We start from the raw sequence: 12419 nt of genomic DNA, 5'->3' as shown, positions 1-12419 counted from the left end.
TGAAAAAAATGACTGTTCGCGCAAAATACGAACGAAACGCGTAAAAATAGCACTAAAAAAGGCCCCAAAGGGCCTTTTAACGTTATTTTACTATAAGCTTCCAACCTACTTTTGCTTGTAGCTTGGACTCTAGTTGTAGTTCACTGGCCATTAATGGGTGATATTTTAACCAATCGCCATCAAATGTCAGTGTGAGGGTGTTTTCATTAACACTAAGATCTATCGCTGGCAGTACATCATCTTGGCGACGCATTGATAAGATCACGGCGATCCGCACAACTCTTGTTAAACATTCTGCGAGTACTTGATGACAACCTAAGTGAGCAAAGCTGTTTTTAACAAGATCAGCACGATGTTCATTAGCAACAGCTGTGATCAGTTTATGCTCAGATTGTGAGAATCCTGGCATATCTGTGTTTTCTATAATGTAAGCTGTGTGCTTATGATAAAGCTTATACTCTATCAGCAAGCCAATCTCGTGCAGTTTTGCAACCGTTCTTAATAATGCGATTGCGTTATCATCGATTGACTGCCATTGCCCCATGACGCTTTTTGCCAATTGCTCTGCTAGTTGCGCAACACGGCACGCTTGTTTTTGATCAACATGATAGCGATTCATTAAGCCATCAACAGTTCGTTTTCGAATGTCGTGGTTATGAAGCTCTGGCACCATGCTGTATAAAACACCTTCGCGTAATGCGCCGCGAGCAAGACCCATTTGTTTTATATCTAACGATTCAAACAATGCGATCAAAATAGCGAGGCCAGAAACAAACACTAGACGGCGCTCTTCGCTCAAGCCTGCAAGCTCAAGATCAGCAATAGTGTCAAATTGTACTGATTGTTCTTTAATGGCGAGGAGTTTATCGAGCGTTAAAAGCTCATCTTGGTTTTGTGCAACCATGATCTCTTGAATAGCTTGCACAGTACCCGATGCACCGCTCGCTATTTGCCAGCCCGTTGCTTTGTATTCATCAACAATCTCAGCAACCACATCACTTGCCGCTTTAATTGCTGCAGCAAAATTTTCGTTACTGAGTTTTTGATCTTTAAAGTAGCGTTCTAGGAAGGTAACACACCCCATATGCAGGCTTTTATAGTGCAGTGCATCAAAACCTTGGCCGATCACGACTTCGGTACTCGCGCCGCCAATATCGATCACCAGTTGTTTGCCGCTACAAGCTGAGGTATGCGCCACACCTTTATAGATTGTCTTTGCTTCTAACTCACCGCTGATGACATTGATTTTATGACCAAGGATCTGTTCAGCTTTTTGCTTGAATACATCAGCATTAGTAGCAAGACGTAAGGTTGCGGTCGCAACAATTGTGATGTTTTTCTTTGGTATGTCTTGTAGACGTTCAGCGAACAAGGCTAGGCATTCCCAGCCTCGTTGCATAGCTTCTGTACTTAGGACGTTGTTTTCATCAAGTCCTGCAGCAAGCCTTACTTTACGTTTGACTCGACCGATCGTTTGCAGACCGCCAGCAATCGATTTAGCGATCAACATATGAAAGCTATTTGATCCTAAGTCGATTACTGCATACACATTTTTTTGCGGTTGAAGTTGCCCCACCGTTCAAAAACCTCTAGTTACTACTAAGTCTTCAACAACGGTCGCTTATTACGACCGTGATTTCTGGTAACTATTATTTGGTCGACGTCCGTTGTTATTACGACTACGTGGGCCTGTAGAATAGTTCCGCTTTTTCTGAATAGTAGGCTTAGTTAAATCATCAAGCAATGCACTTTTATCATAATGTGATAATGGAATGCTGTGTTCTATATATTGCTCAATTTCGTGGAGATTATAGGCATACTGTTCACAGGCAAAGCTAATAGCGTGTCCTGAAGCACCAGCACGTCCTGTACGGCCAATACGGTGTACATAGTCTTCACAATCATCTGGCAAATCAAAATTAAATACATGACTTACTTCTGGAATATGCAAACCACGGGCAGCAACGTCGGTTGCTACTAAAAAGTCTAAATCGCCTTTGGTAAATTGAGCCAAAATTGATTGACGTTTTTTCTGATTTACATCACCGGTTAATAACCCAACTCGATGACCATCCGCTTTCATCCATGCATAGACATTCTCACAACTGTGTTTCGTATTTGCAAACACAATTGCTTTCTCTGGCCATTCTTCTTCAATTAAAGTTAACAGTAACTTAATTTTGTCATCTTGTGATGGATGGAACAGCTCTTCCTGAATACGCTTACCTGTTTTTACATCAGGCTCGACTTGTACATGCTCAGGGTTAGTCATATGTTCAAACGCTAATTCCTGCACGCGATAAGACAAGGTTGCAGAAAATAATAGGTTTAAACGCTCAGACGTTTCTGGCATACGTCTAAACATATAACGAATATCTTTTATGAAGCCTAAATCGAACATACGATCTGCTTCATCAAGTACCACAACTTCAATTTCATTCAGGGTGTAACAGCCCTGTTTATAAAGATCGATAAGGCGTCCGGTGGTCCCAATTAAAATATCCACGCCTTTTTCTAGTTGTGCACGTTGTTTTTCGTAATCTTCGCCACCATATACTAAACCTAAGTTAAGATTACAGTGTGGCGCTAAAATTTTTGCATCTTTGTGTATCTGAATCGCCAGCTCCCTTGTTGGGGCCATGATCAGGGCTCTTGGATGTTTACTAGGTGCTTTGCTAGATTGTAATAACCGATGGCACGTGGCAGTTAAAAACGCCAACGTTTTGCCCGTACCCGTTTGTGCTTGGCCCGCAATATCGCGGCCTTCACAAATAAAAGGTAGGCATTTCGCTTGAATGGGTGTGCAATATTCAAACCCATTTTCGGTTAAACCGGCAACCACTTCCGGTGCGATAGCAAAGTCTGAAAACTTTTTATCGGTCAAATGTGTCTTAGTCATAGCGTTTAAGCATAACGTTTAAACTTGCAATAAGAAACAAGAGTGTTTAAATACGCATTAAATATTTCGCCTAACTAATCGGAGATCGCAATGAGCGAGAAAATTATTCAATTAACTGACGATAGCTTTGAAGCTGACGTACTACAATCAGACAAACCTGTACTTGTTGATTTTTGGGCTGAATGGTGCGGACCTTGTAAAATGATCGCCCCTATTCTTGACGAAGTAGCTGGCGAGTTTGATGGCCGTGTTACAGTTGCAAAACTTAACATCGACCAAAACGCGGGCACACCACCTAAGTTTGGTATCCGTGGTATCCCTACATTACTTCTTTTCAAAGATGGCCAAGTTGCAGCAACTAAAGTTGGTGCTCTTTCTAAGACTCAATTAGTAGAGTTTTTAGAAAACAACATCTAATGAAAATATAAAAAAAGGGCTTTTTGCCCTTTTTTTAGCTTTATTTTGTTTAAAGACTGGACGCCTTGCTAGTGACCTGCTAGTTTATAAAGCCAACTAATCCTTAGTTATACCAACAAACCTCACTCATGTATCTAACGATGATTTTGAGTATGACAATTGTAATAAAGAACCCACCAATATGCATTTACGCGAATTAAAAGACAAGTCTATCAAAGAGCTTGTAAACTTAGCTGAGTCCATGGGGCTCGAAAACGTAGCCCGTTTAAGAAAACAAGACATTATTTTCGCCATTTTGAAAGCGCACGCTAAAAGCGGTGAAAACATCTATGGCGGCGGTGTTTTAGAAATCTTACAAGATGGTTTTGGTTTCTTAAGATCATCAGAAGCATCTTACTTAGCCGGTCCAGATGATATTTATGTATCACCGAGTCAAATCCGTCGATTCAGCATGCGTACTGGTGACTCTATTTCAGGTCTTATTCGTCCACCTAAAGACGGTGAACGTTACTTCGCATTATTAAAAGTAAATGAAGTAAACTTCGACAAACCTGAAAACTCTCGCACAAAAATTCTTTTTGAAAACCTTACCCCACTTCACGCAAACGAACGTTTACGTATGGAACGTGGTAACGGTAGTACTGAAGATATCACAGCACGTGTACTTGATTTAGCCTCACCAATTGGTAAAGGCCAACGTGCGCTAATCGTTGCTCCGCCAAAAGCGGGTAAAACGATGCTACTGCAAAACATTGCACAATCAATTAGCTACAACCAGCCTGATTGTGAGCTTATGGTTCTTCTTATCGACGAGCGTCCAGAAGAAGTAACAGAGATGCAGCGTCTTGTTAAAGGTGAAGTAATTGCTTCAACATTTGATGAGCCAGCGAGTCGTCACGTTCAAGTTGCTGAAATGGTAATTGAAAAAGCGAAGCGCCTTGTTGAGCACAAAAAAGATGTGGTTATCTTACTTGATTCAATCACGCGTCTTGCTCGTGCTTACAATACCGTTATCCCTTCATCAGGTAAGGTACTAACTGGTGGTGTTGATGCAAACGCTTTACACAAACCAAAACGTTTCTTTGGTGCGGCGCGTAACGTAGAAGAAGGCGGTAGCTTAACAATTATTGCAACAGCCCTAATCGATACGGGTTCGAAGATGGACGAAGTTATCTACGAAGAGTTCAAAGGTACTGGTAACATGGAATTACACTTAAATCGTAAGATTGCTGAAAAGCGTGTATTCCCAGCGATTGATTTTAACCGCTCAGGTACGCGTCGCGAAGAGTTACTCACTAAACCTGATGAACTTCAGAAGATGTGGATCTTACGTAAGATCGTTCATGAGATGTCAGAAATTGATGCCATGGAATTCTTAATTGATAAGCTTTCAATGAGCAAAACCAATGATGAATTCTTTGACTCAATGAAACGTCAGTAACTATTACTAGTTTTTAAAAAATGCCTGTTTAATACAGGCATTTTTTTTGCGTAAAACTAAGGACATAACACCTTAATAGTTATACTTTTACAGAATAAGTTTATTGGTAATAAATAGAAATTTGTTCTATACATTATAGGATTAAAAGGTAAGGATCCCCTCAATGACTCGCATTAAAGTAGCTGTAGCTCTATTCTTAATAAGCTTACTTAGTTGTATTGCTAGTTTTACCGTATTTGAATTATCTGCAACAGCAATGGCTGTATTTGCGCTTATTGTTGTCGTTCCTTGGCTTACTATTATTGCTTACGTTTATACTACTGAGCATAAGCAACAGGATCACTTAAGTTATTTTGTTTCTAATATTACTTCTGAGCAAGGCATCGATTTCACTTTTCGTTTTGACGAAAATGATCGTCAATTACCGCAAGCTTGTCATGCCCTCAATGCCAGTTTGACGATGGTTGAACACATGCTTGGCGAAATATATTCGTCATCTGCCCGCTTATTACCTATGGCCGATGCACTGCGTGACACGTATGCATCAATGACTCAAAAAGCCACCATACAAGATGCTCATGGTATTGATTTAGCGGATACCATTACCCGTACGATTGAAGTATCGAAAGAGTTAGATAGAAGCCTTGAACAAATTTTTAATTCAGTATCTGATGCCACCCGTTCTGTACAACAAACCCGTTTAGACACAGATAAAAGCCAGGCGAGTCTTATCAAGCTTGCCGATAATATCAATCTAACGAGTGAGCAGATTATTTTACTTAAACAAGATAGTGATGCGATTGGCTCCGTCATTGATGTCATAAATAGTATTGCCGAACAAACTAACTTACTTGCGCTAAATGCTGCCATTGAAGCTGCACGAGCTGGCGAGCAAGGGCGTGGCTTTGCGGTAGTCGCTGATGAAGTAAGAAATCTGGCTGCCCGCACCAGTAAATCAACACAAGAAGTGCGTGAGATGGTAGCTAAAATCCAGCACAGTACTGAACAAGCATATCAATTAATGCAAACGGCACTAAAAGAAACCGAGCGTACGGTTGAGTTGTCTGAGGCTTCAACCAAAGAAACCAATAAAATTGAACAAGCAATGCTTGAAATTAATGCGTTTTCTGAGAGTGTTCATGAGCAGGTGGCGATGCAAAGCCAAATGTCGGATGAAGCCCAAGCAAGTATTGATGCGATGGTGGAGCTCAACTCTGATGCACTTTCAAGTTCACAAATACAGGCTGTATCGAGTAAAGACTTGGTTCGCCTTGCCCACACCATAGACGATAAGCTGTCGATGTTTCATATCACGCCACCCGAAACCGATCACGAACAGCGAATTGACCGCTCTCGTTTCGATACCAATCAAGAAATTGAAAAAATTCAAGACGGTGATATTGAACTGTTTTGATCAACCGAAGCATTATGTAGTTGCTCAAGTAGTTGAGCAACTAAACCTGTTAAATCGGTAAGTTTGTCTTGCTTTAACGCCGACTCAAGCGCCATAGCACTCATTGCAACATCATCTAGTGCAAACATTTTAGCCGCACCGCCAATTCGGTGAGCATCTTGCTGTAAGTTAAACAACTCATGAGCTGCAAAGTGCTGTTGTATCAATGCGCTTTCATGCTCGAAGCTATTAATAAAGCTTGCCACTAAGTCGCTCATATCATGCTGAGACTTAGTTGTTGCCCCATCCTTTTTACAATGCTTAGCTAGTTGCGTGTAAAATACTTTTTTATCAATCGGTTTGGCTAAATATCCTGTAAAGCCGGCTTCGAGGTAGCTGTCAATTTCATGGCTAATTGCATTAGCTGTTAATGCATAGACAGGCTGAGTAAAGCCACATTCTTGTAATAGCTTGAGCGCCTGTAAGCCATCCAATACTGGCATTTGAATATCCAGCAGCACCACATCTGGGAATTCCTTGAGGCACTGCTCAACAGCTTGCTCACCATTTTCAACCGCAATCACCTCAAGGCCCATCGACTCTAAATAACGAGAAATTAAACGGCGGTTATCTGGGTGATCTTCAGCAAGTAACACTTTACCTGATAAACCTTTTGTCACTGGCTGCACATACTTTGTAAGCTCAACAGTTTCAGAGCTTGGCGTATGCTCTTTACACGGCAAGTAAAACGAAAATATGCTGCCTTTATTTAGTTCACTTTCAACACTAATATAGCCACCCATCATCATCGCAAGTTGTTGTGATAGGCTTAAGCCAAGCCCGGTCCCACCAAAGCGACGGCTGATGCTGTTGTCGCCTTGCCTAAAACATTCAAATATTTGCTTAAGCTGCTCGGCGTTCATACCAATGCCCGTATCAGCGACACGAAACCAGACGCCTTGCTCTACTTGAGAGACTTTTAACTCTACTTCACCTTGATTGGTAAATTTAATTGCATTAGCACATAGGTTGATAAGTATTTGTTTAATGCGGGTAAAGTCGAGTTGACTGTAAAACTGCTCACCCAACTCATTGTGAAAAGCAAAGTTCAGCCCTTTATCTTTAGCCTGACCACTGAGCATGGAGTGGACGTCAGTAAGTAATCGAACTAGATCACCTTCTTTTAGGCTTAACTCAAGCTTATTAGCCTCAATTTTACTAATATCGAGTACATCGTTAATCAGTTCTTTCAAGTGATCACTTTGTTTTTGAATAACCGCAAGCTCATCGTTTAACTGCTCTGGTTTATAAAAACCATTCATTAAATTATCGGTTTGCCCCAAAATTGCGGTTAAAGGTGTACGGATTTCATGGCTGATATTTGCTAAAAACTGACTTTTAATTTCGTTAGCACTACGTAATTGCTCTGCGGTTTCTTCAAGCTCTTTGGTGCGTTTCGCGACCATTAACGAAAGTTGCTCTTTGGCACCTTTTTCTATACTACGGCGATAAATAGTAATCCCCGTTACCACTATCATCACAAACAAAATAAATAACATAATGCCCAACTGGCGCTGTTTAGACATTTCGAGCTCTTGCACATGTTGTAGCTGCTTTAGCTCAACAATTTCTTGATTAAGCTGACTTGCTTGAATTTGACTTTGCAGCTCACCCATCGACTTTAATAATTGTAAGCTTTGCTCGCTTTTGAATGAACGTACAAACTGATCAAAACTAGCAACGGCCCCTGCATAATCTCCTTTGCCAGATTTAATTAAGGCCATCATTCCTGCGCCGTCTTGTACTCTCAAATCATCTTTATATTGTTTAGCCATAAAGACCGACGTAGTCAGAGTTGCTTCAGCTTCAGCGAGCTTTCCTTGTAATAACTCGATTTTTGCTTGCGATAATAAACCGGCAAGCTCTAACGTTTTATTATCAATTTGTTTTGCAAATTCAACAGCTTTCTCTGCGTGGCTTAAGGCAAGTTCTAAATCACCAGTGCGCAGATAAACATTGGCTATGTTTGCGTGGCGCGACGAAAGAAAATAAGCATTATTTGTCTCTTGGTAGTATCGCAAAGCTCGCTGATAGTAATGCAAAGACAGCTGATATTGACCAAGCTCAGAGTACGCAACGCCAATATTGCCATAGGATTGAGCAACGCCGTCTTCATCCCCTAATTTTTGGAAAATCTCTAGCGTTTCTCTATACATATCAAGCGCAATGTCATAGCTCGACAAACGAATATAAATACCCGCTATGTTGTGTAAGATATCTGCTTTATCTTGTTCACTGCCATGCTCTTCGTATATGTCTTTCGCTTCTTTGTAATACTTAAGCGCTTGATCCATATTGAACATATCAAAATAAGCAAGGCCAATATTACTAAGTAAGTTCGCTTCGGCAATTGGCTCTGGTAGCTTTTTCGCAACGCTTAATGCCTCACTGTAAGCAAGCACAGCTTGTTGCATCAAACCTTGATAATAGTAAGTAACCCCTTGCATTTTTAAACTACGAAAATACCGTTTTGGGGTTGCAGCAAAGCTTGTCGATTGCTCTGCCAATTGGTAGTTCTTTACAGCCGCCGAAAAATTGCCCTTATCAAGCGCAAAATCCGCAAGTTGCAGGTATATATCGAGCCTTTGTTCTTGGTTAGTTGAATCTTGCTTAAGCAGTTTTTTGGCAAGCTGTTGCTTTTCTTGCCACTGCTCGGATTCACTAAATTGTTTGAATAATGAAGAAATAGCAAAACTTGGCTGCGAAAAGAGTACACTGCAGCCGATCAGGATGGCTGTAAGCAAGCTAATACGCAGTGATGTGAACATATGACGAAATCCCTTAATATCAACTTAGCCTGAAGATGCAGTTAGTAAGCTTGGCTAAAAGTATTCCCTAGTATCTAAAAAACAATAGCGTAGTTTCATAAAAGCAGCTGTGATAGCGTATACCACTGTAGATTACACTAAAGATAGGCTTACGAACAATGGTTAACCCACTGATTGATGAGATTTTTTACCTTCTTTTGGAACAACCAACGTGGAAGGTTCATACGCTTGCCAGCGCTCTCAGTGAATCAGGAAAAATTGAACCATTAGACGCTGACCCACAAAAAGATCTGTTTAAACGCAACTTTTTAGTTATGAATGGCCTTTATCAGCTGCAAACACAACTCGCACCAGAGCAACAACTACAAATTGCCTCATTACATATTGAGCTTGTTAATGAGCAAATAAGTAATGCATTAGAAAGTCACGATCCGCTACGGGATTACTATTTAGATTGGCAAAACTTTGATACAAGCAGCGAAGAAATTGATGCGTTATTAACTGATTTTTGGCAGCGTTTTTCGTCATTTAGCCAAAAAAAGGGCATTCACCCGTTATCTCAGCAACAGCTATTAGACTTACAGCAGGCGTGGCAACTACCGGTGGGGTTTTCTTTAAAAGAGTTACAGAAACGCTGGCGGCAGCTCGCATTAAAACATCACCCAGACCGCCAAGGCTGTGCAATTGAGTTTAAGAAAATACAACTCGAATATGAGCAACTTAAAGCAAGCTGCTCATAATTTACCAATTTATCTGCTCAAACGTCGTGCGCGAATCTTACGCTTTTTAATATTACCTTCAGTTAATTTACGTAGCGCAGGTTTTGCAGCAGCTCGCTCTACAGCAATAAAGGCAACATTATCAAGCACATTAATTTTACCTACTTGATGACCAGCAATACCTTCTTTACCCGTTAATGCGCCTAAAATATCACCAGCACGAATTTTTTGCTTCTTGCCAGCATCAATCATAATGGTTGCCATGGTTGGCTTATAAGCGGGCTTTTCTAGCAAGCTAAATGGCGGAATTGGTTCCGGGTCAAAGTCACGCTCGTAGTGGTCGCCAATTTGTGCCACTTTAAATTGCTCAGCTTCACCATAAATAGAGCATGCAATACCCTTTTTACCTGCTCGACCGGTACGACCAACACGATGTACATGGGTTTGTGGGTCATGTGCAAGGTGATAGTTCACTACCATGTCCATATCGTTGATATCTAAGCCGCGTGCGGCAACATCCGTTGCAACCAGAATACAGGCGCTTTTATTAGCAAAGCGAATTAAAGTGCGCTCACGTTCACGCTGATCTAAATCACCGTGTAAGGCAACTGCACTAAAACCCTCAGCATAAAGATCATCACAAATCTGTTGTGTTTCAACTTTGGTGTTACAAAAAACCACACAGCTTTCTGGTTGGAACTTCAGTAGCAACAGCTTCAATGTATTAAAGCGCTGTTTGTTGTTATCAAGCTTGTAAAAGTATTGTTTGATTGTGCTCTTTGTTTGTTCTTCTTCAACCTTAATCATTTCTGGATTGCTAAGCACTCGCTCTGCAATCGCTGCAATTGATTTTGGATAAGTCGCACTGAACAATAATGTTTGGCGTTGGTTAGGAATGCACTCAACAATAGCATCAAGGGTATCCTGAAAACCCATGTCTAGCATTTGATCAGCTTCGTCTAACACTAAAGTCTCGACATCATCTAAGCGCAATGTGCCTTTGCGAATATGGTCATCAACACGACCAGGCGTGCCAACAATGATATGCGCACCATGTTCTAGTGAGCCAATTTGTGGACCAATAGACACCCCTCCACATAAGGTTAAAACTTTAATATTGTGAATGCCACGGGCAAGCTTACGAACTTCTTCAGCAACTTGCTCTGCTAACTCTCGGGTTGGACATAAAATGAGAGACTGAATACGAAACCTTTTCACATTTAACTTAGCCAATACACCTAGACTAAACGCAGCCGTTTTACCCGACCCGGTTTTGGCTTGGGCAATAATATCTTTGCCTTGCAAGATCACTGGCAAACTTTGCGCTTGCACAGGCGTCATTTGCGTATAACCTAAAGTTGATAAGTTATCGGTTAACTCTTGCGGCAAAGCCAAAGATGAAAAAGCAGTAGCAGTCACAGTAATATTCCAAACTTGATAATTGAGGGACATCCTCGAAGATGTTGTGGATCATAGCAGAGAATGTACTGTTTCTCTAAACGAAAACACTGTTCGACTCGTTTAATTCATATTTAGTTACAGTTTGACGCTTTCTAACTCTCTGCATTTGTTCTAGTTTATTGATAGCAATATTCAGGAAGAAACGATGCTTCTATTTAATACCGCACCCGCTGATGTTTTTTATAAAAAACAAAAAACGTGTCCACATTGTCATAGTGAACATTATTCTTTAAGCAATCACAGTAGAGTGTTGCGCTTTACCATTTTGCCCATCATGCCACTCTCTATTAATTATCAAAGGCAATGCGATGACTGTGGCTATGTTACTCCTGCACCTTGGTATTCCCTGCCAGCTCTAGAATTAGCCTCATTTATAAAATACTTTATTGGTCTATTCATCATCGTTTACCTATTCACAAAGGCATTACTTGGTGCGAATGAACAAACTGAGAACGAGCAAACTTACCTAAGCGAGCCTAAGTTATTTGATACCTATTTTGTGTATTCAGATAAATTCACTGGTAAGCCAAAACGTATTAACAATTTGAAAGTGGCACAACTCGTTGAGTTTGACGATAAGAGCATGACATTTAGAATTGCTAACTACACATACAAATACAACAAAGACATCGAGATTGCGATGCGCACCAGTCTGTTAGTGCAAGATGATTACTTTTCTAGTAAAACTCTAACCTTCAGTAAACAACAAATTAAACAGCTGTATGATGACGGCAGCATATATAAAATCATGCGACCTGAGCTTTATAGCTTATTCGGTGGTTTTGTGATGCACCCACCAAGACCCAAACCCTTATACGCAGGTGTGAAGTTAGATAAGTACAATCAACAAGGCATTACTTACTTCAAAGATGGCTTATACAAAGAAGCACTGAATAGCTTTACGCTGTCAGCTGAAGGTGGCTATTCATGGGGACAATTAAACTTAGGTCAGATGTATCGTGACGGCCAAGGCACAGAAATCAATAACGAAGAAGCAGCTTATTGGCTTAACAAAGCCACCTTACAAGGGAATCCGAAAGCGAAGATTGAACTTGCAGAGCTATGTTTGAGTTACGATTGTAGTAAATTAGACACTCAATAACCAATTATCCATAAACATCACTCAGAAGAAACCAAGCTAATAATATGACTCTCGCTATTTACTTTACTTTTGTTATGTTATAACATTTTTACGTGGCACAGTATTTATATTATTTTGTTGGTTTTATAAATGCGTGTTAGCAAAAGCAGAGTCACTCTC

General features: G+C 40.6%; 9 protein-coding genes. 5 read left to right on the top strand and 4 right to left on the bottom strand.

Going from position 1 to position 12419, the window contains the following annotated elements; translation table 11 throughout:
* Positions 1-82 precede the first annotated feature (82 nt).
* Together gppA and rhlB are read right to left on the bottom strand one after the other, a co-directional pair.
* Positions 83-1576: a guanosine-5'-triphosphate,3'-diphosphate diphosphatase gene (gene gppA, locus NH153_RS02700; RefSeq protein WP_063700705.1), complete on the bottom strand. Its 1494-nt coding sequence runs from the start codon at positions 1574-1576 to the stop codon at positions 83-85.
* 48 nt (positions 1577-1624) lie between these two features.
* Complete coding sequence (gene rhlB, locus NH153_RS02695) at positions 1625-2899, bottom strand: ATP-dependent RNA helicase RhlB (protein WP_063700702.1); 1275 nt, start codon at positions 2897-2899, stop codon at positions 1625-1627.
* Positions 2900-2989: 90 nt separating this feature from the next.
* On the opposite strand from rhlB, the gene trxA reads away from it, so the two are divergent.
* The 3 genes from trxA to NH153_RS21995 all read left to right on the top strand — a co-directional run bounded on the left by trxA (position 2990) and on the right by NH153_RS21995 (position 6171).
* Entirely contained in the window at positions 2990-3316 is a 327-nt protein-coding gene (trxA, locus tag NH153_RS02690; RefSeq protein ID WP_063700701.1) for a thioredoxin TrxA, read from the top strand.
* A 181-nt stretch (positions 3317-3497) separates the two neighbouring features.
* Positions 3498-4757: a transcription termination factor Rho gene (gene rho, locus NH153_RS02685; protein WP_062566226.1), complete on the top strand. Its 1260-nt coding sequence runs from the start codon at positions 3498-3500 to the stop codon at positions 4755-4757.
* Between the two features lie 163 nt (positions 4758-4920).
* The gene (locus tag NH153_RS21995; protein WP_063700699.1) at positions 4921-6171 is read left to right on the top strand and encodes a methyl-accepting chemotaxis protein; all 1251 of its coding nucleotides are present in this window, start codon (positions 4921-4923) and stop codon (positions 6169-6171) included.
* Here NH153_RS21995 and NH153_RS02675 read toward each other — a convergent pair.
* Complete coding sequence (locus NH153_RS02675; RefSeq protein ID WP_063700698.1) at positions 6144-8978, bottom strand: tetratricopeptide repeat protein; 2835 nt, start codon at positions 8976-8978, stop codon at positions 6144-6146. The genes NH153_RS21995 and NH153_RS02675 overlap by 28 nt on opposite strands.
* Before the next feature lie 158 nt (positions 8979-9136).
* On the opposite strand from NH153_RS02675, the gene NH153_RS02670 reads away from it, so the two are divergent.
* Positions 9137-9718: a DNA-J related domain-containing protein gene (locus tag NH153_RS02670; protein ID WP_063700695.1), complete on the top strand. Its 582-nt coding sequence runs from the start codon at positions 9137-9139 to the stop codon at positions 9716-9718.
* A 9-nt stretch (positions 9719-9727) separates the two neighbouring features.
* Here NH153_RS02670 and dbpA read toward each other — a convergent pair whose 3' ends face one another.
* The gene (dbpA, locus tag NH153_RS02665) at positions 9728-11116 is read right to left on the bottom strand and encodes an ATP-dependent RNA helicase DbpA (protein ID WP_063700692.1); all 1389 of its coding nucleotides are present in this window, start codon (positions 11114-11116) and stop codon (positions 9728-9730) included.
* Positions 11117-11303: 187 nt separating this feature from the next.
* Between dbpA and NH153_RS02660 the strand changes: the two genes are divergently transcribed.
* Positions 11304-12260: a tetratricopeptide repeat protein gene (locus tag NH153_RS02660; protein ID WP_063700689.1), complete on the top strand. Its 957-nt coding sequence runs from the start codon at positions 11304-11306 to the stop codon at positions 12258-12260.
* The last annotated feature ends 159 nt before the right edge of the window (positions 12261-12419 follow it).

The organism is Pseudoalteromonas gelatinilytica, assembly GCF_001641615.1.
Classification (GTDB): Bacteria; Pseudomonadota; Gammaproteobacteria; order Enterobacterales; family Alteromonadaceae; genus Pseudoalteromonas; species Pseudoalteromonas gelatinilytica.
The sequence above is the reverse complement of the archived record's forward strand: the minus strand, read 5'-3'. Positions and strand labels throughout refer to the sequence as shown.